20 protein-coding genes and 1 tRNA gene are annotated in these 25,668 nt (G+C 56.1%); 12 read left to right on the top strand and 9 right to left on the bottom strand.

Going from position 1 to position 25,668, the window contains the following annotated elements:
- Positions 1-37 precede the first annotated feature (37 nt).
- Positions 38-781, top strand: coding sequence for a hypothetical protein (locus NB063_RS06970; protein WP_250928034.1), 744 nt, complete (start codon positions 38-40; stop codon positions 779-781).
- A 113-nt stretch (positions 782-894) separates the two neighbouring features.
- Here NB063_RS06970 and lysS read toward each other — a convergent pair whose 3' ends face one another.
- Positions 895-2,475: a lysine--tRNA ligase gene (lysS, locus tag NB063_RS06965; protein WP_322975080.1), complete on the bottom strand. Its 1,581-nt coding sequence runs from the start codon at positions 2,473-2,475 to the stop codon at positions 895-897.
- Positions 2,476-2,692: 217 nt separating this feature from the next.
- Here lysS and NB063_RS06960 point away from each other — a divergent pair.
- Both NB063_RS06960 and NB063_RS06955 read left to right on the top strand, forming a co-directional pair.
- Positions 2,693-2,766 (top strand) — tRNA-Arg (locus NB063_RS06960).
- A 758-nt stretch (positions 2,767-3,524) separates the two neighbouring features.
- A complete protein-coding gene (locus tag NB063_RS06955) occupies positions 3,525-3,905 on the top strand; it encodes a GxxExxY protein (RefSeq protein ID WP_250928033.1) in 381 nt (126 codons plus the stop codon).
- A 567-nt stretch (positions 3,906-4,472) separates the two neighbouring features.
- Here the strand turns inward: NB063_RS06955 and NB063_RS06950 are convergent.
- Together NB063_RS06950 and NB063_RS06945 are read right to left on the bottom strand one after the other, a co-directional pair.
- Complete coding sequence (locus NB063_RS06950; protein WP_250928032.1) at positions 4,473-4,673, bottom strand: hypothetical protein; 201 nt, start codon at positions 4,671-4,673, stop codon at positions 4,473-4,475.
- 180 nt (positions 4,674-4,853) lie between these two features.
- Complete coding sequence (locus NB063_RS06945; RefSeq protein ID WP_250928031.1) at positions 4,854-6,038, bottom strand: DUF1559 domain-containing protein; 1,185 nt, start codon at positions 6,036-6,038, stop codon at positions 4,854-4,856.
- 396 nt (positions 6,039-6,434) lie between these two features.
- Here NB063_RS06945 and NB063_RS06940 point away from each other — a divergent pair, with 396 nt between their 5' ends.
- Positions 6,435-6,971: a sigma-70 family RNA polymerase sigma factor gene (locus NB063_RS06940; RefSeq protein ID WP_250928030.1), complete on the top strand. Its 537-nt coding sequence runs from the start codon at positions 6,435-6,437 to the stop codon at positions 6,969-6,971.
- Positions 6,972-7,022: 51 nt separating this feature from the next.
- Positions 7,023-8,687, top strand: a complete 1,665-nt coding sequence (locus tag NB063_RS06935; protein ID WP_250928029.1) for a FecR family protein — start codon at positions 7,023-7,025, stop codon at positions 8,685-8,687.
- A 36-nt stretch (positions 8,688-8,723) separates the two neighbouring features.
- Here NB063_RS06935 and cls read toward each other — a convergent pair whose 3' ends face one another.
- The 4 genes from cls to NB063_RS06915 form a co-directional block, all read right to left on the bottom strand.
- Complete coding sequence (gene cls, locus NB063_RS06930) at positions 8,724-10,193, bottom strand: cardiolipin synthase (protein WP_250928028.1); 1,470 nt, start codon at positions 10,191-10,193, stop codon at positions 8,724-8,726.
- A gap of 69 nt (positions 10,194-10,262) precedes the next feature.
- Positions 10,263-13,091, bottom strand: coding sequence for a mechanosensitive ion channel domain-containing protein (locus NB063_RS06925; RefSeq protein ID WP_250928027.1), 2,829 nt, complete (start codon positions 13,089-13,091; stop codon positions 10,263-10,265).
- A gap of 427 nt (positions 13,092-13,518) precedes the next feature.
- On the bottom strand, positions 13,519-14,235 hold the full coding sequence (gene mqnB / locus NB063_RS06920) for a futalosine hydrolase (RefSeq protein WP_250928026.1): 717 nt from the start codon (positions 14,233-14,235) through the stop codon (positions 13,519-13,521).
- A gap of 5 nt (positions 14,236-14,240) precedes the next feature.
- Positions 14,241-15,524 (bottom strand): nucleoside monophosphate kinase, encoded by a 1,284-nt coding sequence (locus tag NB063_RS06915; RefSeq protein WP_322975082.1) that lies wholly within the window; start codon positions 15,522-15,524, stop codon positions 14,241-14,243.
- A 472-nt stretch (positions 15,525-15,996) separates the two neighbouring features.
- Here NB063_RS06915 and NB063_RS06910 point away from each other — a divergent pair, with 472 nt between their 5' ends.
- The 3 genes from NB063_RS06910 (at position 15,997) to NB063_RS06900 (ending at position 19,114) form a co-directional block, all read left to right on the top strand.
- Positions 15,997-16,404 (top strand): histidine kinase, encoded by a 408-nt coding sequence (locus tag NB063_RS06910; protein WP_250928024.1) that lies wholly within the window; start codon positions 15,997-15,999, stop codon positions 16,402-16,404.
- A 370-nt stretch (positions 16,405-16,774) separates the two neighbouring features.
- Positions 16,775-18,334 carry an OprO/OprP family phosphate-selective porin gene (locus tag NB063_RS06905; RefSeq protein WP_250928023.1) on the top strand — a complete coding sequence of 520 codons (1,560 nt, stop codon included), beginning with the start codon at positions 16,775-16,777 and terminating at the stop codon, positions 18,332-18,334.
- Between the two features lie 150 nt (positions 18,335-18,484).
- The gene (locus NB063_RS06900) at positions 18,485-19,114 is read left to right on the top strand and encodes a hypothetical protein (protein WP_250928022.1); all 630 of its coding nucleotides are present in this window, start codon (positions 18,485-18,487) and stop codon (positions 19,112-19,114) included.
- Positions 19,115-19,310: 196 nt separating this feature from the next.
- Here NB063_RS06900 and NB063_RS06895 read toward each other — a convergent pair whose 3' ends face one another.
- On the bottom strand, positions 19,311-20,177 hold the full coding sequence (locus NB063_RS06895; RefSeq protein WP_250928021.1) for an AraC family transcriptional regulator: 867 nt from the start codon (positions 20,175-20,177) through the stop codon (positions 19,311-19,313).
- Between the two features lie 60 nt (positions 20,178-20,237).
- On the opposite strand from NB063_RS06895, the gene NB063_RS06890 reads away from it, so the two are divergent.
- The 3 genes from NB063_RS06890 to NB063_RS06880 are packed head-to-tail and all read left to right on the top strand — an operon-like array spanning position 20,238 to position 23,254.
- Positions 20,238-21,368 carry a dihydrodipicolinate synthase family protein gene (locus NB063_RS06890; protein ID WP_250928020.1) on the top strand — a complete coding sequence of 377 codons (1,131 nt, stop codon included), beginning with the start codon at positions 20,238-20,240 and terminating at the stop codon, positions 21,366-21,368.
- Positions 21,259-22,428, top strand: coding sequence for a Gfo/Idh/MocA family protein (locus NB063_RS06885; RefSeq protein WP_250928062.1), 1,170 nt, complete (start codon positions 21,259-21,261; stop codon positions 22,426-22,428). The genes NB063_RS06890 and NB063_RS06885 overlap by 110 nt, the downstream gene beginning before the upstream one ends.
- A complete protein-coding gene (locus tag NB063_RS06880) occupies positions 22,418-23,254 on the top strand; it encodes a sugar phosphate isomerase/epimerase family protein (protein ID WP_250928019.1) in 837 nt (278 codons plus the stop codon). The genes NB063_RS06885 and NB063_RS06880 overlap by 11 nt, the downstream gene beginning before the upstream one ends.
- A 146-nt stretch (positions 23,255-23,400) precedes the next feature.
- Here NB063_RS06880 and NB063_RS06875 read toward each other — a convergent pair whose 3' ends face one another.
- A complete protein-coding gene (locus NB063_RS06875) occupies positions 23,401-24,696 on the bottom strand; it encodes an outer membrane protein assembly factor BamB family protein (protein WP_250928018.1) in 1,296 nt (431 codons plus the stop codon).
- A 537-nt stretch (positions 24,697-25,233) separates the two neighbouring features.
- On the opposite strand from NB063_RS06875, the gene NB063_RS06870 reads away from it, so the two are divergent.
- Positions 25,234-25,668 carry a hypothetical protein gene (locus tag NB063_RS06870; RefSeq protein WP_250928017.1) on the top strand — a complete coding sequence of 145 codons (435 nt, stop codon included), beginning with the start codon at positions 25,234-25,236 and terminating at the stop codon, positions 25,666-25,668.

Raw genomic sequence — 25,668 nt, 5'->3', positions numbered from 1 at the left:
CCTTTTCCTTCTCCCCCCTTACCGGAAAATCAACTGCATGAGCGATTACGGCATCTTCGGTGACGAATATTATGTCAACATGAATTTGTCCACCGAAATGGAACTGCCGCAAGGACGCGAATCAGTGTTGCACTACTTCGAACAAGTTCGGAAACGATATCCGACCATGTCGAACTTCTACTGCCGGGAGAAAGACGAGTTTGTGCTCGAAGAGGAAAAGGACGGCGGCACTTATCGCTGGGTCTCCACCGAACCCAAGCGCATCAACAGCGGGATGGTGAATCCGGAGAACTATTCCGATGCGTGCGAGCAACACCATGCGATTCTCGAAATGGTGCCCTACGAACTCTCGGTCAGTCCGCTGGACTGCGAATCGTTGAGCGTGATGTTGGGTTTTGATTTCGCATGCAAAGGCAACCACAACGAGATCCTGCACGAAGCAATCGGCATCGCACCGGGCCTCGATAAGTTCACCAACTTGCCTTACGGCAAGATCCTTTCGAACGAACCGGCAATCCAGTTCTCACTCGATGATGAATGCCGAACGCAGTGCCGGATCAGTTTCGAAACCCGCACGACCGCGTTCCAAGTTCGCTCGGGTGAGTTCAGCGAAGAACCGTTAAGCGTGTACCTGATGGTACGACGCTACGACTCGCTCGCCGCCGACGAAAGTTATGCGAGCGAATTCAAACGCCTCGCCGGCCTCTGCCGAGATCTCGTCGACGAATACCTGATCGAATCGGTCCTGCGTCCGTTGCAAACCGCAATTGCGATTCGGTAAGGCCGAAGACGAGGGACTGAAGTGCGTCTTGCTCGAGCACCCTGGTGGTGGGTGCTTTCGGCGATCGGGTTGCGTCGGCGAAACCCTCGACCGTTTCGCTACGGTAGGACTGTTCACTCGGGGCGTAGCACGGGGAACAGGATCACGTCTCGAATCGACTTGCTGTTGGTGAGCACCATCACGAGACGGTCGATTCCGATTCCGAGGCCACCCGCGGGCGGCATTCCGTAACGTAACGCCCGCACGAAGTCGTGGTCCATCTTCGCCATCGAATCTTCTTCTTCGAGCCCCGCGAGCTGCGTCTTGAACAACTCTTCTTGCAGGTCGGGATCGTTGAGTTCGGTGTACGCGTTGGCAAGCTCCATGCCGCAGATGAACAACTCGAATCGTTCGGCGATTTCAGGATTGTCTCGCTTGCGTTTGGTCAGCGGACAGATGCTCGCGGGATAATCGATCACGAAGATCGGCCCTTGCAAGGAGTCTTCCACTTTCTCTTCGAAGATTTCGTTGCGGACCACATCGGGATGCTTGTCCTTGGTCTCGATACGCAGTTCGCCAGCGAGCTTGAGGACGGCGTCATCATCCGCCGGGTTCACGCCGGTCGCTTTCTCAAACAACTCGGCATAAGTGGCACGTTGGAACGGTGGCGTGAAATCGATTTCCTGTCCGTTGTATTCACGCTTGTAGCCGCCACCGATCTTATCGAGCGCGTCACAAATGATTCGCTCGGTCAGCTCCATCATCGACTCATAGTCACCGTATGCCTGATAAATTTCGATCATGGTGAACTCAGGATTGTGTCGCGGTGACAATCCTTCGTTGCGGTAAACCCGTCCAAGCTCGTAGACGCGTTCCATGCCACCGACCATCAATCGCTTGAGGTGCAGTTCCAAGGCGATCCGCATCGTCAACTTCATGTCCAGCGCGTTGTGATGTGTTTCGAAAGGACGTGCCGCGGCACCACCAGGGATGGTGTGCAACGTCGGCCCTTCGACTTCGCAGAAGCCGCGATCATCGAGCGTCGAGCGGACGCTTTTGATGATTTTTGTCCGGTCGAGGAACGTCTGCATCACGCCATCGTTGAACGCGAGGTCGGCGTACCGCATCCGCTGCCGCAGTTCGACGTTGGTCATCCCGGCGTGCTTCTCGGGCGGCACCTCGAGCATTTTGGTCAACAAAAATAACTGCTCGGCGAAAACGGTCAGCTCACCGGTGTTGGTTCGCCCCAGCCGGCCTTCGACGCCGACGAGGTCACCAAGGTCAAACAGCTTGGCGAGTTCAAAGTTTTCTTCACCGACTTGTTTTTTGCCGATAAAGATCTGGATATCGCCGGTCCAATCTCGCAGATTGAGAAAGATCAACTTGCCAGCCGTCCGGTTCAGCATGATCCGGCCAGCGACGCGGACGGTCGGGCCGACTTCTTCCCCGGGACCGTTGTCCGTCTTCCACTGGCGGTAATCGACGTCGGGACTCTCGACGTCGGGCAACTCGAGACTTTTGCCGTCCTTGGTGACGAATTGGATTTCGCCGATCCGATCCCGACATTCGCCGTTGAGGTTGCGATTGTCGAACCGCTGCCCCCACGGATCGATGCCACGTCGGACCAGTTCGGCGAGTTTGTGCCGACGGGCCGCGTGCGGATCGGTCAAACTGAGGGTTTCGGATGCGGAGTTTTGGGAAGGAGAGTCAGCCACAGCGGATCGGATCGTTGAAAAAGGAGGGGGCAGAATCAATCGTGCGGCACAGATTGTGGATTTCGTCGTCGATGGACGCAAGCCGACGCAGAACGCATCTGGCGGAGAGAGAGATTTTCGGTCAAACTGCCCCTCGCTGAGAGCCAAAGTGGGGCTGCCCCACCGCCGCAAGACCCAGCAATTTCAAAACGAATCGACGTTAGCGATTCGTCCAGCCGCACCCGTGGCACAATTGGATAGCGCGTCGGCCTCCGAAGCCGAAGGTTGTGGGTTCGAATCCCGCCGGGTGTACTCTTCACGATCTGCGGAATTGGCCCTCCCGGCCAGTTCGCACCGTGAGAGTCTCCTCGGGACGGCCGATCAACGCTGTGTCTCGGCCGTTTTTCAAGTTTCGGTGTTTGGCCCGACATTTCTCCATCGGCCTCGGCCGTCAAGAATCTACACCCGGTGCATCCGTTGCAACGGATGACTTCCCGCGAACGATCCCACTCCCGGCGCACAGCGTGACTGTTTGTGATCACCTGTTTGCTTCCAACCCACCGTACCGGACCGTGGCGATTGTTTTGCAAAAAGTTGACGCAGAGACGGGGAGACGCTAGGACGCAGAGAACGAAGAAAGCAATGCTCTGCGCTGAATCCGGTCTGAATCTCTGCGTCTCCCCGCCTCTCGCGACTCTGCGTCGAAATCATAACGCATCCATTGAGTCTCACCGAACGAGGTGATCTAGGAATCGGATGGGGCGATGTTTTGTGAAAAGTCGACGCGGCGACGGGGAGACGCAAGGACGCAGAGAACGAGGGAAGCAATACTCTGCGCTGAATCCGGTCTGAATCTCTGCGTCTCCCCGACTCTCGCGGCTCTGCGTCAAGGTCATAGCGCATCCATTGAGTCTCACCGAACGAGTTGGCTTGGGAATTGGATGGTGCACCGTGTTGTCAATAATTTGTGATGAGGGGCACACGCGTTAAACTCTGCGATGAATTGAGACGGTTTCTCCGCGTCTCGCCGTTTCTCGCAACTCTGCCTAAGAACGTTGAAGGACCCAAACATGCACGAGAATGACATCAGCAACATTGTCTTGAACGCTTGCATTGAAGTGCATCGAACGCTGGGTGGACCTGGATTGCTGGAAAGCGTTTATGAAGAGGCACTGGCCTGGGAATTGGATCAGGCAGGGCTACGCGTTAAACGACAACAGTTGGTGCCCATTCGCTACAAAGGCAGCACACTCGCAACTCCACTCAAACTCGATTTGATCGTTAACGACTTGGTGGTCGTCGAATGCAAAGCGACCTCGAAGTACAACGACATCTTCGCCGTTCAGTGCCTGACCTATCTGCGATTGATGAATCTCAAACTGGGTCTTGTCGTGAACTTTGGCGAACGCATGGTCAAGGATGGGTTTCACCGTGTTGTCAATGGATTGTGAAAAGTCGACGCAGCGACGGTGAGAGGCGGGGACGCAAAGAATAAGAGAAAGAAAACTCTGCGCTGAATTCAGCCTGAACCTCTGCGTCTCCCCGACTCTCGCGACTCTGCGTCAAAACCTGAATGCATCCATTGAGTCTCACCGAACGCGGTGGTTTGAGAATTGGACGGGGGATGGTTTGTAAAATCGGACGCAGAGACGGAGAGACGCAAGGACGCAGAGGATGAGAAAAGAAAAACTCTGCGCTAAGCCGAACCTGAAACTCTGCGTCTCCCCGTCTCTTGCGGCTCTGCGTCAACACCTGCGTGTTAGCTTGAGAACTGGACAAGAGTGATGGCTTCTGAGAAGTCGACGCAGAGACGGGGAGACGCAAGGACACAGAGAATGAGAGAAAGAAAACGCTGCGCTGAATTCAGTCTGGAGCTCTGCATCTCCCCGACTCTCGCGAGTCTCGCGGCTCTGCGTCAATGACATCGAGCAACCATCGATCCGACTGCCCGCAATGAAAATACCCGCGTCGGTAAAACAACGCGGGTGATTCGGTGGTCAGGTTGAGAGATCGCGAGCTCAGTCGGGCTTGTTGCCGGCGGCTTTCGCTTCTTCATCCAAGTCTGCCATTCCCTGCTCGGACTCCTTCAGGAGACGGCGGTATTCTTCTTTGGCATCTTCGGAAGCACTCTCAGCGACATTGCTATTCGAAGCCGAGTCGCAACCGACGGCGACAAAGCCGACGAACAGCAGCGCGAAAAGGGTGAGCATTTTCATCATGACGAGTTTCCTAAAATTCTGCGGGGGTATGGGTAGGAACGGGCACCGCCGATTGCGGCGATTTGCAAAACAACCTTCTGTTCTCGGTAGCGAACAAAATCACTCGCCGTGAAAAGAAGGTTGCGTTCGATCGTAGAAGCCCAACAGCACGCATGTTCCGATGAGCAAGCTGCGAAGTCTCTAAAACTCTGTGCCGATCACTTCTTTGTTGGCTCGGGTACCGAGCGCTCCCCAGAGGCCGTATGGGCTTTGGGAACCAGGAGCACGAGGACCACTGGTTGCCCACTCGACAACAGGTTTATCGCTTTGGTTGCCCGATTCGATCGAGTCGGTGATGAACTTGACCGCTCCGTCACCCATCAACACGTGACATCCACCTTGGTGACGGCTCGACGCGGTGAAGTAGCCTTCGCCGCTGCCCTTGTCCGACGTGCAAAGGGGCTTATTTGGTGGGCTCGCGGTAATGAAACCGGAGAACACTGCCAACGCATCGGCCCAGCGATAACCACGCACGTTGATTGGCTCGTCAAACGCCAACGACGAATCCCAGAACTGCGGACGCGTGGGGTCAACCATCGTGTCGCACGAGTTTGGAGATTGGCTTTGCATGTTCACATAGGTCGCCCGGTCGACCCCAACGGTGCGGGTGTCATGGTCACCCAAGTCGGTCGTGATTTCACCGGCCATGATGGTGTTTGACAAACCATCAAGCACGTCACGGAATCGAGTTGGAGGCGAACGGAATTTGAAGACACCGCGGTGACATGCGCGGACTTGGGTCGCACGATCGTTATTCGGGAGCGTCTTGGAGTCATCCCAAGGTCCAGTCTGAATCCAACGGCCAACATCGCCCATGCAAGCGGCGTAGTTAGTACGACCGAGGGCCGGCAAACCAGTACCTGGGTCGCTCGGGCAGCGGAACGTTCCAACCTCGGTCACCCAAGGAACGTAATCGATATTGGACGGGATCGGCCCCATCGGTGGGAAATCGACAACGTTGTCGTTGTTCCAGTCGTTGGGGTTAGCAATGATTTCCCAAACCGATTGTTGCTCGATGAATGGGGTGATACCAACCAAGAAGCTCAAACGCATCGCGTTGGATTTATTGGACCCGGCCCACCATGAATTGATGGAAGGGTCCATCGTTCCGATGCCGTGGCCAGGCAAATTGTTGTAGGCACTGTGATAGTTGTGAATGCCTAATCCGATCTGTTTGAAGTTGTTGCTGCAGCTCATTCGACGAGCCGCTTCACGTGCCGCTTGAACGGCTGGCAACAACAAGCCAACGAGAACACCGATGATGGCAATCACCACCAGCAACTCGACCAAGGTGAACCCCGACCGGGGTGAGTAGGTCTTTCGCATAAATTAAATCCTTTAAGAAAAGTGAAGTGTGAAAAGCAAATTGGATCGAACGGCAACGCCTATAGACATTGCCACGGCTTCTCCTCGATCTCAATGAAAAAGACCTGAGGCTGAACCAGATCAACGGATCGTTAAGTTCAATCTTGCTACCATTGCGAGCCTGTAACGTTTGTCTCCAGATACCATCCACATGTGGCAAGAAAAAACGCAAAAGTTTCAAAAAGATGCCACCCCAGCAATCCATCTGTTATTTTTCGTAGATTGATTGACACCTTTCATTTGTTAGTGGCAATACCTAGTGTCGCTAGCAAAGAGCTCGTCGCCCTATAGACCTGACACCTATAGACTTCATGGCGGCGACGATCCCTTTTTGTACGCGATCTGTTTGAGGGCGAGATGCCGGAACCCACCGAGACGAGTGACAAGTTTGTAAGCCTTCTCACCATGCATCAAAGCCAGCTCAAAGGATTTGTATACTCCGCATTAGGCAATCGCGACGACGCGCAAGATGTGTTGCAAAAAACCAATCTCACACTTTGGAAGAAGGCGAGCCAGTACCAAGACGACGCCCCGTTTCTTCCGTGGGCGTTGGGGGTCGCACGTTTCGAAGTACTCGGGTTTCTCAGAGATCGAAATCGTGAACGCGACCGAGTCGTCTTTCACACCGATGTCGTTGACATGTTATGTGAAATCGCCCACACGGACATGGAATTGTGGCCGGACCGGCAACAGGCGCTTCATCGATGTTTGGAATCGCTCGACGATGAAACCAGATTCGTGTTCGCGCTGAGATACGCCGACAATCAATCCCTCCAGCAAATTGCGGACAAGACAAACAAAACGATCGATGCGATCAAAAGCCTCATGATGAGAAGCCGCAAATCACTTCGTAAATGTATCGACCTTCGACTCGCCGCGACTGAATCGGCGTGACGCCACAATCGTGGCAACAGCAATCCGCCCAACCCTCTATTGAGGTTTTCGATGAAACCTTCTGCACAGCACCAACGCGTTGAGGAACTGCTCCAGCTTTCCCAAGGGGGCGATGCGACGGACGAACAGCTAGACGAACTCAACGATCTATTGCGAAACGATGAGGACCTGCGATTCCTAGCGATTCGATCAATGCAGTTGGACTCGATGTTGCAGGAAGAGTTCCAACTCCGCGAAACCGCACTCCGTTTTGACCACTCATCGCAACACAAACCACACCCCTCGAACAACGACCCTCAACCGCGTGCTTCGATATCAAAAAGCACATCCTTCTTCGGCCCCTGGATGCTCATGTTCGCGGCGAGTCTTGTCGGAATTGCCATCGTGTATTCCACGCTGCTCTACAACAACAACCAGGCATCCGTGCAGCTAGCCAACAATAGCACCAAGCCGGTTCTGCGGCTGAGTAGCGCTGATTCCTTTCGGACCTTCGAAAACGTGATGACGGTGACCTACGAGGACGACACGGTATGGGACGATCCGATCAACATTGGTGACCAAATCGATGTCGGCCAACTTTGCCTGCGAAAAGGCGTCGCTCGTCTGAATACCGTCTACGGCGCCGTCTTGATTTTGGACGCGAGAGAGCATCCCGTGTGCGTTGAAATCGAACCAGATCGGTCGCTGACGGTTCACCAAGGAACGGTCTTCGCCAAGGCGTATGATCAGGCACTCGGATTTGCATTACGGACCCCGACGACCAACGTGGTTGATATCGGAACCGAGTTTGCCGTTTCGGTGGACACGGATGGACAGAGCGAAGTGTCGGTGCTTGACGGGGCGGTAACGTGGTTGCCCATCGAACGCGCTGCGAACCATGGCCGTTCGATGCTCGCGGCAGGCAAGTCGGTTCGTTTTCGGTCCTCCGCAGACAACGTAGGTGTCCCCTTGGTCGGACAAGACAATCACCTGAAAAAGCTACGAGAATTCGCAGCACGCATCAATAGCCGCGAAAATGAAGAGCAGCCGTTGATGCACGAATCGTTTGAATACCCAATCGGAGTGATGCGCAAGGATGAGGGTGGGAAAGGATGGAAGGCTCCCTGGTTCAAACACAGCGGACCGGAACTCCCGCCCAGCGGCGTGATCCGCGAGGGCGGCTATCTGATTGACCCCGCATGGTTGATACCAAGTTCGCCCAAATACACCGTCGTCTCGCTCGCCTCGGTGTCCGCGAGAACCTTCGCCGAACCGATCGATCTCTCCGTCGATCAAGACATTTTCATCAGCTTACTGATGCGAAAACGCGTGATCACTTCTCCGCGGGATGAACGCTGCGGAGCCGGAATCGCCCTGCAGTCTGGCTTCGACGCCAAACGATTTGGTGTGTCAATCGATATGCGAGAACACCTGACCGTGTTTACCGGCACCGAACATGTCGGCGGCACCACCTTAGACACGGACACAACCTATTTCCTGGTCGTCAAATTGGAACTCCGCAGCGAAGAACCAGATCGGCTCTCGGTCGTCGCGTACCCCACCTCAGCACCTCCCGCCGCGTGTGAACCGGAGGTCTGGGAGGTGGTGGGCAAGCCGTTTCATCAAGACGGGCAACTGGATCAAATACGACTGTGGTCCGATGCGACCGCGATCGCGGCGTTCGACGAAATCCGTATTGGAACGTCCTGGAATTCGGTTGTCCCCATCCGGCACTGAGCACCTCCGCGCTAACCAACGGCATCTCCGTTTCGCTCATAGTAGCGGACTGACGAGGCGCAGCGCATTCTCCAAAAACCGATGGCTGAAAGAACGGCGATTCCATTCATCTGGATCCAGTCGATCAGAATCGTCAAGGTAGCATTGCTGTAGTTGCCGAAGCTGTGTGGCAAACTCGGGCTCGTAAACGAATAACGCCACTTCGTCGTTGAGCCACAAACTGCGCATGTCCAAGTTAACGGTCCCAAACATCGACATCGTCCCGTCAACCAGGATCGACTTGGTGTGCAAGAGACCGCCGCGAAAGAGATAAATCTCGACGCCGACGTCTAACAAGTCATCGTAATATGAGCGACTGGCGAACCGAGTGAGCATCGAATCAACTTTCTCGGGAACGATCAACCGCACTGTCACCCCGCGCCCCGCGGCGCCGCGAATCGCACGCAACAACGAGTCGTCCGGAACGAGGTAAGGGGTCGTCATCACCAACTCCTGGTGCGACGCGTTGATTAGCGACAGGATCATCTGCAGCAGGCCGTCACCGGACTGTCCCGGCCCCGAAGGGATGACTTGAATATCGGCGGGCCCGTCGGGCGATACCATTTGGAGTTCGGCTCGCTTGACCATTTCCGCGATGGGCGTTTGCGACTCAAGCATCCAATCGCCGATCATCGTGACGGCGAGCGGTACGACCACCGCGCCCTGCAAGCGGACCATCGCGTCGACCCACTGGCCCACGCCGGAATCCTGTTTGAAGAACCGCGGGTCGACCAAATTCATACTACCGGTCCACGCGATATCTCCGTCGATCACGACAATTTTGCGGTGCAACCGTAAATCCGTGCGTCCGATCAACGTTCGAAAAAGACCGACAGGCAGCGCTGATTTTAGCTCAACACCGGCCTCGCGTAGCAGGCGTGGTTGGCTGCTTTTCCACCACGGCCGGGCTCCCAACGCATCGATCAGCAAACAACAGTGAACACCGCGTTGGGAGGCACGAATGACCGCCTCCAACACTTCGTCGGCCAACCCGCCTTCATTCCAGATGTAAAACTCCATCAACACGCTCTTCTCGGCGGAGTCCACATCTCGGGCGATCGCATTAAGAATCGCGAGCGTGTCCGAAAACATTTCAAACCGACTGCCGCGCACCGCATGACTTCCCGCCATCGCGATGCCTAAACGGTTCATGCCCTCGGCCGCCGGAGCATGTCGCGACCAGTCGATCTCAGTCAAGCCTTCCCGCATCGTTGCTTGGGCGAGCTTTTGGAAATCTTGGTTGAGCGTTTGCATGCCCGCCGCGCGACTGCGACCGATCCGCCGCTCACCAACTAGCAAATAGGCTACTGCCCCGCCAAACGGGAACGCGGCGATCATCAACAGCCATGCCAGCGCGACACCGGTCGCAGGCCGATTCATGATCACCCGCACTCCGAGCAGCAACACGATCAACCAATGGATGATCAGGACGATCGTCGAGGGATGCAGCAACAGGTATTTCGTCATGCGATCGGGCCAGCGAACCGTTTCAAGTCACACCAGTTTACCCCCAATCCACGAACCTATGTTTCAATCTCAAGCCACACGATTGCGTCGACTGCGTCCGCGTCCGGGCTCCGCGGTCAGGGCATCAAATTGATCGAGCATCGGCGGTTGGGTTGGCTGCGTCTTCGCGAGCAGGTTTTGCTCGGAAAGATATCGGCGGACAACTCGCAGCAGCGAATCGCGATAGGACTCCGCGTTCTGACCTTCCTCAATCCACGCTCGCACTTCGATCCGTTGCGATCGTTTACCGACACACACCAACGTGGCCTGAGGCGTCGGCGTGAGCAGCACGTCGTCTTGCTCGATCACCAGTTCGGTCAATGTTCGACACAGATCGGCGGGTCGGACATCGCGACTTACCGCGACCTCGAGCGGGATCACGCTCAATCGCCCCGCACCTCGCCAATTGACGACCTCGGAACCGACAAAGTTCTGGTTCGGAATGATCACTTCGCGTCCGTCATCATCGGACAACACGGTTGTGCGGAGCCGCTGCGCCGCCACACGGCCGCGAACGTTACCGACAGAAATGAAATCGCCCAATCTCGCTGGTTTTTCGAATAGCACGATCAAGCCGCCGAATAGATTTCGCACCATGTCTTGCAGCCCAAAGCCCAAACCGATGGTCAGCCCCACGGCCAACCACTGAATCGTCGCCCAGCGGATGCCGATCCACTTGCAGGCGATAAAGCAGCCGACGCCGAACAGCAGGAAACGTCCCAACACCAACGAGAAGTGCTCCATCGCTTCGTCAAACGAAACCCGCTGCAATACCAACGCATCGAACAACGCGGGCAACAATTTGGCTAACTGAAAAGCGACAAACAACGTCACCGCGGCGAGCAACAGGTGGACGACGGTAACCGGTTTGGTTTCCACCACGCTGCTCGTGATCGTTTGGCCGCTGGCATCGACGCTGGAGACCATCACGGTGTCCTGCACGTTCCATACGACCGGGTTCCCCATCCGCACGGTGGGAAAAACATCGATCCACATCCATCCGATGCCCACGATCACGCCGAACACCAACGCACACTGGCAGAGGAACGCGAGATGATGTTTGAGTTCCAGGAAATGTTCCCCCAATACACCACTGACGGATGATTCGGCCGAACCAGGCACTTCACCGTACGCGTCACGCTTGGGCTCGGCGGGGGCGGCTCCCGTCAGCATTCCCCACGCTCGCGAAGACAAAATCTTTGCCGCCGGCCAAAGGGTTGCTGCAATCAGCAAACTGGAAATCGTGAAGATCGCTTTTTGGATCAACTCATGCGAGGTAAACGAATAGCCGAGCGATGACAACACGATCATCGCCAATGGGAAACCGATCCCGGCGAAGTAGATTACGAAGCGGATGCGATGGATCACACTGCCGCCAAACTTCGCGATCAGCGGCTCGAGAAACCCGCCCACCGGCAGCAACGAAAGATGCATGGTCCACGTCACCAACGCCAGCGCCAAAATGAATCCAAATCTGGCCGTCGAATCCTGCCACGCACCGTGATCCATCTGACCGATCAGCGTGACCACGTAGGCCGCTAAGACCAATCCCAGACCGATCACTTTGAGATACGTCGAGGCACGCTCACGTCGAGGTAAATCGACGTTGATGTGTTTGTCGACAAAGCCTGAGCCGCGTAGCAACTGACGCGGCAATTCCACCATCAACGCAACCAACGCCGCGGCATAGAATCCGCTCGATGCATTCAGCGTCGATTCGGAGACGTATCCGCTGCGAAGCCAGCGGCCGATAAGGAATAAGATTCCGGGGAATGCGACGGCGACCAACACCGTCAACAGACTCGCGACAACCTTTCGCATGTCGGGCGTCGCATCCTTCATCAGCTTGCGTTCGCCGACGCCAGTGATCGCGGCCTTGGCACGCCATCGCAGCAATGAGATTAGCACGATCGACGCGATTAAGCCGATCGCTTCGACCGGACTCGACGCCCATTTGCGTTCGATCGAGTACCCGAACGCGGCACTGCGGGACGAATCGAACAACGTCGACATCCCTTGCCCCAGTCGCCGCAGGTCGCTCACGCCAAGCGGATTACCACTGCGAATCCATGTGATGTGGCGGTCAATTAGCGACCGATATCTCTGGACGAGGGCAGCGGCAGCGGTGGTCGTCGAATCCAGTTCGCCGAGCTTTTGTTGGTAGTCCTGGTAACCTTGCCGCAGCGAAGCGAGCCATTGGTGTCGCTCGCGAAGGAGCGATTGGAGCTGCGAGTTGATGGCAGAATACTGCGTAACGTCTTCATTGATCCCGGCGGCATCGAGCAGCTCTCTCGCTTGGGCAACCGGATCCGAACCGTCATGACGCAACATCTCGATCTCAAGCTGCTTCGCCCGCGAACGCGACAGTTCTTGACTGGCAAACAAATTCGACGATCCATCCACCTGCCACTGGTCAAGCTGTTCGCGGCGGCTTCGGAGCAGCATCCCGATCGTCGGGGTCAAGCCATAATGATTCAACTTGGCCGTGATGTCGTTCAGGTCGCTCGTCGTCCGGCTGAGCTTTGCATTCGCATCACTCACCCGGCCGGAAAGATCCGCGTGCAATTCCGCCAACTCGATCCATTGCTCGACATACTCCGCGTTATTGTTGGCGACGTCAGAAATCGGCGGGTCGGCGGATTCACCGAGACGGCGAAACCGGTCGGCGATTTGTTGAGCCGACTCAAATCCCGTCGATTGATACGGCACGTTCGTGTTGGATGCCACCCGCGAAACGAACGTCGGATCGTTGTAGTACCGCGGCTCAGTGCTTGACGCCGGCGGATCCACGAGCGAAGGCGGCGTAACCAGCGACGGCGGCGTGACGAGCGTGGGCGCGTTGGCCGGACGCGAGTTCATCGAGAAATTGGAATTGGCCGAATTTGAGTTTGCGGCATAATTGCGCGTGGGATATCCGGGTGGTGGCGCAGATCGGTCCGGATAAACGTTGTGCGGCGTAGACGAAAAATAGGCCCCCTGTTGGGCCGAACACCATGTCGCGGGACCGAACAGAACCAGCGTCATCAAACTCAACATTCGCGAGACCCCAAACCACGAAAAACCTCGGTTGGGACAAGCGTCGCGATTGCGGGACCAGCGAATGAATGGGGTCATCATTGACCACGAGCCTGAAAGAGGGGCGTGCGAAAAGGGGGCGAATCGCGTCCGATAGACAGACTGCGGCATGTTCGATACACGATTTCACCGCAGAGACTCCATATCAATCGTGTTTCACGGCACGCGAAAAGATCGCCTAACCGTTGATCCCTTTACACCACAGCACCTTTCAAACCCATTGCTCGGCGAGTTTTTTGGCGACCGCATCCATCGCGGGAGCGATTTGCCAATTGGCATGATCGCGATCACCCGCCCGATTGGAGATTCCGCGTAGAATCGACACCGGCACCCCGGCAACCCGGCATGCGAGGGCCACCGCAAACCCCTCCATGTCTTCGGCGGCCACCACGGCACACGAGGCCTCGTTTTCCGTTCGCAGAGTTGCCCGCGTCCGTACGAGGCGTGACTTTGCCATCGCATCATCGGCCGCTCCGGCACATCCGGTGACCAAACACAGTTCATCCTGCCGGTCGCGGCCAACGCCAGGCACGCATAAGCGGATGTGATCCCCGATCGGATCGGTACCGTCTTCAGGTTGGACATGAGGCCAACCCAAAACACCGGCGGATCGAAACGAGGTCATTTCGCCGACCCCGATGCCGTCACAGATGACTTCGCTAAACCAGTACGCCGCACCGATCTGGCAAACCGATGGCGTCCCCGAATTCGGAGCGAGCGCTCCGGCGATGCCCGCGAGGATAACTCGATCGGGCTGATGAACGAGCAAATGCCGCATCGTCATCGCCGCAGCAGCAGCAACGCCAAAGCCACACAATTCCACGTTCGTCGTCTCAGGGAGTCCCCCGCTCGGCCCGCCTGATTTTTTGATCGCGGCGAGCAACCGATCTCGCTCCATCGCGGTGGGGACCAAGAGCAACGTGTTCACGTTTGCTATCGTCCGCCTCGGCGGATCTCGCTACCTTCAAACCGAACTTGGAACCGGAAGATCTTCTTGGTTTTGCAAGTGATCTTTCCCGTTTGCAAATCAAAGTGATCGGGCGTCTCGGCGAGGTTGATGTTAGCGACCGCTCGGAAGCCGCGTTCGGCAAACACATCGATCACCATGGCGAGTGCCAACGGGTCGTCGAACAAGTGATCTTCGCTGTTGATGATCGACAAGCCCGCGATCGCGTGACGTTGGATGATCGGCACAAATCGTTGCTCGATGACCGCGATGACTTTATGGAACAGTTCGCGGTGTTCGAGTTCGTAACCGTCGAGGCGACGGACCAGTTCTTGGCGAGCATGAACACCGATTTCGGTCGCCAGCGGTAATCCACGAACGGCGTCGTAGGTTTCCGGGTCGAGTTCCAGCGATGACTGATAATCCAGCTCGGTGCGGATTTTTCGTTCCACCTCGGCGATGGAACCATCGGCGTCAATGAAGTGGTAGTGATAAATTTGCTTGAGCGATTGCAACGCGTCCCACGTTTTCTCTTTGAAAACTCGATACCGTCGTTTGGCCGCGATCGGGTCGAGGTCGGTCGGTCGCAGTTCGATAATCTTGCCGTCGCCTTCGAGCGCCACCCGCTCGTTGTGTTCGGCAATTTGACGGCCACGCAACAATTGACGTTCAATGCTCGTCTTCTCGTCGATAAACAGCACAACCGCGTGCACGGTCGGTTTGCGGAAATTGATTGCCAAAGGCGTCGTGTGATACTCACGATAAAGCTGGTTCATTTTCTGAACGAGCAGGTGCAAACACTCCACCTGGACACGCGTCCGTGGAAAACCATCGAGGATGCATCCGTCGCGATACTCTTCCTCGAGCAACTTGCGAAACAGGATCCCGACCACTTCGGTATCGCCGACCATCCCGCCAGCTTCTTTGATCCGTTCGGCTTCAGGCGTGTTGAGCAGATCGCTAACGATGATCGGAGGACAGGTGAGTCCACGAACCTTTGCGATGAATTCGCTGTTGGTTCCTTTACCGCTACCCGGGGCACCGCCCAACAGGATGAGTTCTTTGGTAAAGCGTAAATTTTCGTGCCCGATCTCTTCTTCGAGATCATTCCACACGGTGTTGAAAATCACGTGGGCATCTTTGACTTCGAGATCCTCAACGGTCCCGTGCCCCGCGGCAGCCACGACCGCGTCGGTAACGACCTGCGTGGCTTGGTTTTCGAGTGACAAGTTATCAGCGACCAATCCGCCGTGCGTCGTCGTGTTCCCCATTGAGTTTTCGGTATCCGAAGATCCCGCGGAGGAGTTAGAACCAGAACCTCCCCGTTCGTTTCGAAGGTTTGGCATCTCAGGCATGTGATCGAAATCGGGAGACATCAGGGGTCGACCGTGCTTCAGGTGGGTGATGGGTTGCAAGTAAACTTATCCAGCTCGGTTCAGCGAAAGCCTGCCAGCCGAACTGCGGTGTATCCTAACCACTTCGCCTGCCGCTGAGTACACTGGGCGGTTTGTCGCACCGCCTATTGGCAGACTGCACCAGAACGGTTGCAGTTAGCGGTTGCCAGTTTGCCGTACGCATTTCCACCCACCGTTCCATAACACTTTTTGCCGGCCAGAATCTGTAAACCGAGACATTTTTGGAGCTCACGAACGGATCGCGAGACGTCACCCCGCGGTGCATGCCGACCAGAGATTCGCTACGATCGGCAAACGTCAGCCTACTCTCACAACCAGCAGCCTTCGCATGGCCACGCCGATCGATCCCGACTCTCACGACTCTGATTCCCATCCTCCCGCCGCCTTTAACGCGGGTTCTCCTCCCGGCCTGGTCCTGTTCCTGTCGGGCGATTTGATTTTTGCGTCGCGTGTCCGGGCGGCCGCCATGGCTGCAGGGTTGGAGTTCCAATTGGCGGGGAACTTGCCGGAACAATCCGCACATCCGGTCCGATTTGTCATAGTCGACCTCTCGACGCGTTCGAAATTCGTCGACGGCCTGATGCAGACCTGCCACGAGCGTTTTCCGTATGCACGCGTGGTCGCGTACGCCCCGCACGTCCAGGTCGACCGTCTTCGATTAGCACGCCAAAATGGCATCCCGACCGTGCTGACGCGAGGCCAATTCAACGAGCATCTTTCAACGCTTCTTGATTGAACCGGCGACGCTTGGGGGTGAATTCCCCCGCGGACGACCGAGTAATTTTGAAGAAAGCAAATTCAAAATTAATAATTCTGCGTCACTTCACCTGTGCAGCGGTTTGGTTGTACCGATTGTTCCAAATCGATCGCCGCGTTTAGTGAAGAAACGGCAATGTTGGCTGCTTACTCAGCCGCATTTACGCACGTTCACCCGAAAATGTGTATCAGGGGAAGGACGGATTCTTCCGAGCTCTCGCAAAGTGAGCTTCCGAGATCATCCCGCGTAGCCAATTCGTAGCACTCTTTCTACGACGCAAAACGCGGATACAGTCGGCCCGCTGGTGTGCATCACCAGTCCATAACAATCCAAAAAGGGCGTCACTCATATGGACTCCGGCTTTTTAACAGTCCGCAAGCGGACTCTCTTTAAACTCTTATGCACGTCGGCAATCGCCTTGGTCAGCCACACGGCAAACGCGGACCAATTTGGCAACTTCCTTGATTCGACCTACTCCTATGCGGTGGACGGACCGACGGGAGATGCGTTCGCTGAGCCTCTCGAGACGAGCGGGACGAGCGACGAAGAGGACGGCGCTGGCGACATCACAAAACTATCCGAGAAAATTGCCACCATCGGCGACGATGTAGCCGACATCGGAAAGTCGCTCGAGAAAGTCGAAGAACTCGCCGGGAACAAGAGCATCGTCGTTAGCGGATCGAGCAAATCCACAATGAAGGTCAGCGGGCGTGTTCACCTCGATGGGTGGGGATTCGATACCGATGAAGACCCGGCCATCAACGACTTTAATGGCGGCTCCGATCCGGCAAACCGACTGGGATTCCGCCGCATTCGATTCGGCGTTTCGGGCAAGATCAAAGACAACATGATCTACAAGATCGAAATGGAATTCGCCGGCGGAAATGATTCCGAATTCCGTGACGTGTTCCTGGGCTGGATCGACCTGCCCTTCTTCCAAGAAGTGTTGCTCGGAAACCAAAAACGCCCCTATGGTTTGGATCACCTGAACAGCTCGCGCTACAACGTTTTCATCGAACGCCCGTTCGTGATCGAAGCGTTCAACGAAGACGCTCGTCGTCTCGGCTTGCAAGCTTACGGCGTGTCGGATGACATGGCATGGAACTGGCGCTACGGTGTCTTCAACGGCCGAAACATCCAAGATGACGGAAACTACACCGGCGACCACCTGCAACTGCAACTTGCCGGACGTATGGCCAACACGATTTGGTACGATGAAACCAGCAACGGACGTGGATACGCCCACTGGGCGATCTCGGGATCTCACGCCGACGTGAGCACGGCCGATGATGGCAGCGACGGTCAATCGGAATCGCGTTTTCGTACCCGTCCTGAAGGCCGCACCTCCAGCGACCGTTGGCTCGATACCGGGCTGATCCCGGGCGCCGACTATTACAATCTGCTCGGCTTCGAAAGTGTGATTAACCTTGGAGCACTTCAGATCGTTGGCGAGTACCAGAGCAATTGGGTCGAACGCGACGGTTTTGAAAACGTCCATCTCAATGGTGGATATATCTACGCCAGCTATTTCCTGACCGGCGAACACATGCCTTGGGATCGTGAATCAGGAACGATCGACCGGGTTATCCCATTCGAGAACTTCTGGTTGGTTGACACCGCGGGCGGTGGACGGTCGGCAGGTTGGGGTGCATGGCAAGTCGCCGCTCGCTACTCGCAAGCCGACTTCAACGACGCCGACATTTTCGGTGGTCGCGGCGAATCAATTACGATCGGCTTGAACTGGCACTGGAACACGAACGCCCGGATGCAGTTCAACTACATCAGCGGCAAGATCAAGGACCGAGATGCCGACAACGGTGATAACACCCAAACAGCAATCAACGCGACGCCTGATGTTCAATCTGGCGATTACGACATCTATGGTGCTCGTTTCATGGTCGACTTCTAAGTCGATGCCTGAAATAGCGTCGCCCCCGGGAGGTCGGCGCCGAGCCATTTTCGGTCAGCCTCAACACCTGACCTGATGAAACAGGCGAGCCGCGACCGGGAAGGACGCGGCCGACACCAAACACGAAATACATCAAAAAAGGACTTTCCGATGAACCGAATCATTCCATTGGGGCTGTTGGCTGCCGCCGCCATCATGTCGTTGGCGGGCTCCGCCAGCGCCTTCGGCCCATGCTGCTGCTTCTGCCAAGAAGGACGTTGCCAAGTCACCGTCGAAAGAGAAGAAGTCGAAACGAAAGAATTCGTTTGCGAGTGCGAAGCGATCTGCATCCCACCACTGCGTTTCCCTTGGGAATGCGGACCACTCAAAAAATGTGGCAAAGTAAGATGCGTCAAAACCCTCGGCAGCGTAAAAGGCAAAGAGACCATCTGCGTCTATGACTGGAGTGCCATCCATTGCTGCCCATCCTGCCGCAGCAAACTCCGTGGCTGCTGTGGCAACGGATGCAACAGCGGTTGCTGCGACTCGGTAGGCTACCCGTGTGAAATTAGCACGGAATCGTGCTGTGCCGAAGTGAAAGTGCCCAACCTGAATGAAGCGAACGATCCCGGCTTCACCGCAGAGGCTGAAGCGTTTGCCAAACGTTATCCCGACGTCTCGGTCGCCGTGTTTGATGCGATCAACAACGCGAAACCAGAGGCAGATGGCTGGATCTCGCTGAGCAATCACTCCGCAGATACGCTCGCCGCAGACGTCGAATTGATCGAAGCAACTCGGTAGTACCTACGAAGCGGTCTGACGAGTAACGACACGGCACGAACCGTTCGGTTTTCTTAGAAAGCCGAGCGGTTTTTTCGTTGCGGGTCAAACCGAAACGACGCATCGGATTTCACCAGAACTCCTCACCCGAAACCGTTGGCGGCAACGAATTTTCCCAGACCACACCCCAACCAACTCCCAACTCCCAACTCTTAAATCAACGACTCGGCGTCCTACCGGTAATCCGCTTGAAGGCCCGGTAGAACGTCGACAGGTCATCAAAGCCGCATTGAAAAGCAATCGAGGTCACCTTTCGGTCAGCCTCTTGCAACAATTCCTCCGCCCGTCGCACGCGTAGCATGTTGACGTATTCAAGCCACGTCATTCCCGTACGTTGTTTGAACCGGCTCGTAAAGGTTCGACGTGACATTCCCGATGCTTTCGCGGCACCGTCGAGCGTCAGCGGTTCATAAAAGTTTCGCTGCAACCAATCCAGATAGGCTTCCAACATCGGGTCGCTAGGCTCTTCTTTGGGCAACCCACGGTTTGATATCCCGTTCGCCTTGCCGCGCACCGACGGTGTCAATCGCAAAGCCAAATCAGCGAGCAGTTCCATCGCCACCGCAACGGACGACAACTGACTGGCGACATCGTCTTGGTCGACCAAGTACAGCAACTTGCGGAACTGATGTTCGATCCGCAGCGTGCTTATTCTCGGCCCCGCGTAAACTCCGAGTCGAAACAGGGGCATCACCGGACCGACGCATTTGAGCTGTTTCTCGTTCACGCCGAGTCCGCACAGCGACACGGGCGAGTTGGGAGAATCGACAATCCGGTGGCGTGTCCGGGGCGGCACCACAACCAAATCGCCCATTTCGCAATCATGCGTTTCGGTGCCGACCTCGATCGCCGCCCGACCTTCGCGGATCCACAAAAGTTTTAAAAACGAATGCTGTGTGACCGACATCGCAAACGTTTCCGCGTGGCGACTCTCAAACACCCACAGCCCGTTTTCCCGCATATTCGGTGGAACCGGCGATGAGCGAACTGGGATCGCGGTTGTCGTTGAAAGCGATTTCGTCATCAGCGGGTGGCCCGTTTCGAAAGGGTGAATGCAGCCGGGAGGAAGCCATTGTGACCCGACTTGCCCAAAACGCCAATAGTTGGTGCTCGAATCGCCAAGCCAAACGGAATCAACGCACCTATCCTTGGCGACATGATGAAAAACACACCTCCCATCCGTTACCAGCGGAAGATCACCGGCATGTCGGCGATCCTGCTGCCCATGCTTTCCACCACCGAAATTGACTGGCCCGGATTCCGCGATCACGTCGCGAGAACTGCCGACGCCGGGCTCGTCCCCGCTGTCAACATGGACACCGGGTACGGGAACCTGATTGACCAATCACTACGACTCGCCGTTCTGAAAGAAACGCAAGACGTCTGCGCGGGACGCCCGTTCATCGCCGGTGCATTCGTCGGCGACCAAAGCGGTTCGGCGTTTGACTTCGACGCCTACAAATCACGAATGGACGAGATCCTTTCGCACGAAGGCAAACCGGTTATCTTTCAAAGTTTCGGACTGACGGAACAATCCGCTGACGGCGTGCTCGAAGCTTACACGCAAATCGGTGCACACTCGGGAGGATTCTACGCGTTCGAATTGGGCAAGATGTTCGCACCGTTCGGCGCGATCTATGACCTCGACGTCTACGAAAAGCTGATCCAAATCCCCGAATGCCTCGGTGCCAAACACTCGTCTCTGAACCGGCAATTGGAATGGCAACGTTTGGCCATTCGCGATGCCGTGCGACCTGAATTCATGGTGTTGACGGGTAACGACTTGGCGATCGACATGGTCATGTATGGGAGCGATTATTTGCTCGGCCTGAGCACGTTTGCTCCGGCAGAATTCGCCAAGCGTGATGCGATGTGGGAGAGCGGTGACAATGGGTTCTATCAACTCAATGACCTGCTGCAGTATCTCGGGTTCCTCACCTTCCGATCACCGGTTCCCGCTTACAAACACAACGCCGCCCAATTCTTAAAAGCTCGGGGATGGATTGAAACATCGCTCACGTTCCCCGGCAGCCCCACTCGCCCCGATTCCGACGTCGCCCTCCTCGAAGAAATCCTTGAAAGGTTACAAGATGAACAGACCACCCATGAAGATCGCCATGCACGGTGTGACCGGGCGAATGGGCACCAACCAACACCTGATCCGATCCATCTTGGCGATCATGAAACAAGGCGGTGTTCGACTATCCACGGGTGAGATCCAAACGATCGAACCGATCTTGGTAGGACGCAGCCCCGCCAAGTTGAAACATCTTGCCGAGACCGTTGCGACTCAGGAAACCGGACACCCGATCGCTTGGACGACCGACCTCGAATCGGTACTCGCCGACGACAGCGTTGAAATCTTTTTCGATGCCGCGAGCACGCAGATGCGTCCCGGTCTATTGCGTACCGCAATGGAACGGGGCAAGTCCGTGTACTGCGAAAAACCGATCGCGACCGAACTCGAATCGGCTTTGGAGCTAGCGGAAATTGCCGAACGAACCGGCGTCAAGAATGGTGCCGTTCAAGATAAATTGTGGCTACCTGGAATCCGCAAGCTGCGCATGCTGAGGGACCAAGGTTTCTTTGGCGATTTGCTCAGCGTGCGTGCCGAGTTCGGCTATTGGGTCTTTACCGGACACACCGCGGACCAACCGGCACAACGACCATCGTGGAACTACCGTAGCGAAGACGGCGGCGGCATGATGATCGACATGTTTTGTCACTGGGAGTACCTGATCAACGATTTGTTCGGACCGGTTGATCGTGTGCTCGCTCACGCGGCAACGGAAGTGCCCGAACGGATTGATGAATCGGGGAAACCGTATCGCTGCACCGCCGATGACGCCGCCTACGCGATCTTCGTCTTGGAAAACGGATTGACCTGTCAATTCAACAGCTCGTGGACGACGCGTGTCCGACGCGACGATCTGCTGACGATACAAGTCGACGGGACAAAAGGTTCCGCCGTTGCCGGACTGCGCGAGTGCTGGATTCAAAGCGCCGCCTCCACGCCCAAACCGACGTGGAACCCGGACGTCCCGCAGCCGATCAATTTCTATGACAATTGGCAACAACTGCCCAACACCACCGAATACGATAACGCGTTCAAGATTCAGTGGGAATTATTCATACGGCACTGTGCCGATGACGCCGAGTTCCCATGGTCACTCGCCTCCGCCGCAGGCGGTGTTCGTCTCGCCGAAGCCGGCGCACGATCCGCTGGCGACCAGACGTGGGTATCGATGGAAGATGCGGTAGCACATGCACACTAACGTTAACGATGCCACGACGCTCGATCGTTTGGCCATCCATACGATCACGACCAAACCCTGGACCTTGCCTGTCGCGTTGGAAAATTACGCGGCGGCGGGCGTCGGCGGGATCAGCATCTGGGTCGAAGCGATTGAAGGCATGTCAAACGCCGAAGTCAACCAAGCTGTGCAAGCAGCGGGGCTCAAAGTTCCCGCACTCGTTCGCGGCGGGTTCTTTTGTGATTCCGAAGCCAGCGAACGAGCCCGGCGGATCGATCACAATCGCAAATTGATCGAAACGGCAGCCGAGATTTCGGCGGACATGTTAGTCCTCGTCGTCGGCGCGACACCGGGCGAACCGCTCGATCGCCAACGCGGTTGGGTGCAAGACGGCATCGAGCAATTGATGCCAGACGCCGAGTCACACAACGTGCAGATCGCTATCGAACCGCTGCACCCAATGTACGCGGCAGACAAAAGCTGCATCAATCGACTCGCCGATGCCCGCATGATGTGCGAATCGATTCGTAATCGAATGCTCGGTGTCGCGTTGGATGTCTACCATACTTGGTGGGATCCCGATCTCGAACGTGAGATTGAACTCCTCGGTAAACTCGATGCGATCTTTGGATTCCACCTCTGCGATTGGCGAGTCCCCACCCGCGACTTTCTCAACGACAGAGCTCTCATGGGCGATGGCTGTATCGACATCAAAGGCATCCGCAAAATGGTGGAAGCCGCCGGCTTCTCCGGCTGGAACGAGGTCGAGATATTTTCCGATGAGCACTGGGCACGAGACCAGCATGATTTTCTCGCCGATATCATCGACCGCTATTCGATTTGCTGAACAAGCATCCCGACGCTGCCTCACGACACGTCGCACAGCCTTCATTGATGAAGCGGCAAGCACACTCGCCGCCAAGACGCTGAACGTGCGATCGCCGGTATCGTTACCGGTCGACGGGTTCAATTAATTTTGCTTCCGCGGCGAAGTCAGTTGGCCTTGCCTGCGGTTGCGAAGCAGAACAGATGGTCTTCGCCGCGGATATACAAGCAATCGTCACCGGGGATGGGAGATCCGATCACAGGTTCGCCGAAGTCCTTCTCGGAGAGCATTTCCAATCGGTCGTTCGAGATATCCACCACAAACACGACACCGTCTTCGCGAGCCGCGTAGAGTTTACCGCCCGCGATCAGCGGTGAGGCGTAATAGTCCGCCCGATTTTTGGGTAGGCGGTCGCTCCAAATCGTTTCACCCGTCGCCGGATCGAGACATTCGACCTCACCTTTGTCACGCAAAAGATACACACGTCCTTCGTACACCGCGGGCGAGGGCACAAAGGAACTGATGTCGTCGCGGAACCAAACATGATTCGTTTCGGTGACGTCACCACTGCCGTCCAGCCGTATGCCATGTAACTGCGGCGTCCCGCGGTCATTTCGTCCAAAACAAACCACCGCGACGTCGTCGACAATCACCGGCGTCGCGATCGCGGGCCAAAGCATGTTGGCATCAGGATTAAAGCGGCCACACGACCAAAGCTCTTTGCCGTCTGAAACGTCATGAATCGTGACATGTTCGGCTCCCCAAACGAGAATCGCTTCGCGGTCAGAATGTCGGATCACCAGCGGAGTCGTGTAACACTGGTCACATTCTTTTGGCACCTTGTAATTTCGCGCAACCTTCCACGCCAATTCGCCGCTCACTTTGTCAAACGCCGCCACCCAGGAATCACCGGCATGCATCCGCGCGATCACGACATGATTTTGGGTGAGGACCGGCGAAGTCCCGTGGTCCCAGAACCGTTGATCCGGTCCAAACCGCTCAACAAGATTCATCGTCCAACGCTCCGTCCCATCCAGCTCAACGGCGGCTAACGTTCCGCTTTTGAAATAAGCGAACACCCCCTGGCCATCCGTCACGGGCGAGGCGTTGCAACCGGAGCCGTTTCGATGCTTGCCCGAAACTTCCGTCGCAAACGAAGTGCTCCAGCGCTGAGCCCCCGACGTGTCGATCGACAAAATGGAATCTTTGCCGTCCACAGGCGCGGTCAAGTAAAGGTTCTGACCGAATAGGATCGGGGTCGAACATCCTTTGCCTGGCAGCGGCGCACTCCAACGCATTGTCGACTCATCGAGCACGGCGGGATAATTCCCATCCGACCGACTGCCGTGGTCATCGATACCTCGCCAACTCGGCCAATCCGCCCACGCGTCGTTGGCGAGCGGTGTCACGCAGAATAAAAACAAGACGAGGAGATCTCGCAAACGGGCATCGTATTTGGTCATGGTATCCAGATCTAAAAGTGGTCGATTGGCTTGCCCAGAGTGTAACCGATTCGCGAACGGATCCGCCCAGTGTACTGATCCTCAGGGTTCGTCTCACGCTATCGAGGCACTGGATTTGGGAGGTCGCCACTCCTACCTAAACGGCTCCATACCGCGGACTGACAAACTCACCGCTGGTGCAACATGCGATCGGCATCGAAACCGCCTCCCGCCCAACTGGTTTCGTCTCAATGATTTCCGCCCGATCAAATTGAGCAGTGCCCGTCTTGCCGGCGGAACGCGACACCGGCCTGTGACGGATGTTGGCTGACGCGACCGATCACAAAAGTCCCCGACGGAGCTCGCCTTTTCTATAAGAAAGACGATGCCCCATTCACCTGAGAGGCATACCAGGCCTTATCAACACGGAGAAATCGTTAATGACTTCGAGACGATTAGTGGCGGAACAAAATCAAATGAGATCTGCGAAACATCGCAATCGACATGGAGTTTCAAAAGAGTGCAGTCAATCCTTTCCCGTTCGCGTTGGAGATAATCATGAAGACGTTTGCCACCCTAATGACCGTTTCGCTTGCCCTTTTATTCGCCTGCCCAACTCAGGCCCAAACGCCCAACCGTCCGTTTGCCCAACGAGACGGAAATGCCAAGGGGCAAGACCGGGATGGTGCGGAGCGACGAGCACGCGGTGGAATGACCGATATGGATCCCGCACAGATGGTCGGCCGCTTGATTCAACAATTCGACAAGGACGGTGACGAGAAACTCGACGCCAAAGAACTGACCGCGTTGCTGACCATGATGCGCGAACGCCGTGGCCAAATGGGAGGCGAAGGCAACCGTCCTCCGTTCGCCCGTGACGGCGAACAAGCCGGCCAGAAGTTTCGCGAAATGGGAGAACGCAGACGTCGCCTTGGTAACGACACCAATGCCGATGCGGGTGGCGACCTTCCCAAACGACCTGCAGCGGAATAA

Source organism: Aporhodopirellula aestuarii (genome assembly GCF_023701485.1).
Lineage (GTDB): Bacteria > Planctomycetota > Planctomycetia > Pirellulales > Pirellulaceae > Rhodopirellula > Rhodopirellula aestuarii.
This window is presented reverse-complemented; position numbering and strand designations above follow the sequence as displayed.

Excerpts from the sequence above, each read along its gene's own strand:
- NB063_RS06905 (WP_250928023.1), top strand. The coding sequence starts at position 16,775 with ATGGACTCCGGCTTTTTAACAGTCCGCAAGCGGACTCTCTTTAAACTC.
- NB063_RS06940 (WP_250928030.1), top strand. The coding sequence starts at position 6,435 with ATGCCGGAACCCACCGAGACGAGTGACAAGTTTGTAAGCCTTCTCACC.
- NB063_RS06970 (WP_250928034.1), top strand. The coding sequence starts at position 38 with ATGAGCGATTACGGCATCTTCGGTGACGAATATTATGTCAACATGAAT.
- NB063_RS06895 (WP_250928021.1), bottom strand. The coding sequence starts at position 20,177 with ATGACGAAATCGCTTTCAACGACAACCGCGATCCCAGTTCGCTCATCG.
- cls (WP_250928028.1), bottom strand. The coding sequence starts at position 10,193 with ATGACGAAATACCTGTTGCTGCATCCCTCGACGATCGTCCTGATCATC.
- NB063_RS06900 (WP_250928022.1), top strand. The coding sequence starts at position 18,485 with ATGAACCGAATCATTCCATTGGGGCTGTTGGCTGCCGCCGCCATCATG.
- NB063_RS06915 (WP_322975082.1), bottom strand. The coding sequence starts at position 15,524 with ATGGGGAACACGACGACGCACGGCGGATTGGTCGCTGATAACTTGTCA.
- NB063_RS06925 (WP_250928027.1), bottom strand. The coding sequence starts at position 13,091 with ATGAACTCGCGTCCGGCCAACGCGCCCACGCTCGTCACGCCGCCGTCG.
- NB063_RS06875 (WP_250928018.1), bottom strand. The coding sequence starts at position 24,696 with ATGACCAAATACGATGCCCGTTTGCGAGATCTCCTCGTCTTGTTTTTA.
- NB063_RS06945 (WP_250928031.1), bottom strand. The coding sequence starts at position 6,038 with ATGCGAAAGACCTACTCACCCCGGTCGGGGTTCACCTTGGTCGAGTTG.
- NB063_RS06910 (WP_250928024.1), top strand. The coding sequence starts at position 15,997 with ATGGCCACGCCGATCGATCCCGACTCTCACGACTCTGATTCCCATCCT.
- NB063_RS06880 (WP_250928019.1), top strand. The coding sequence starts at position 22,418 with ATGCACACTAACGTTAACGATGCCACGACGCTCGATCGTTTGGCCATC.
- NB063_RS06950 (WP_250928032.1), bottom strand. The coding sequence starts at position 4,673 with ATGATGAAAATGCTCACCCTTTTCGCGCTGCTGTTCGTCGGCTTTGTC.
- NB063_RS06955 (WP_250928033.1), top strand. The coding sequence starts at position 3,525 with ATGCACGAGAATGACATCAGCAACATTGTCTTGAACGCTTGCATTGAA.
- NB063_RS06885 (WP_250928062.1), top strand. The coding sequence starts at position 21,259 with ATGAAGATCGCCATGCACGGTGTGACCGGGCGAATGGGCACCAACCAA.
- NB063_RS06935 (WP_250928029.1), top strand. The coding sequence starts at position 7,023 with ATGAAACCTTCTGCACAGCACCAACGCGTTGAGGAACTGCTCCAGCTT.
- NB063_RS06870 (WP_250928017.1), top strand. The coding sequence starts at position 25,234 with ATGAAGACGTTTGCCACCCTAATGACCGTTTCGCTTGCCCTTTTATTC.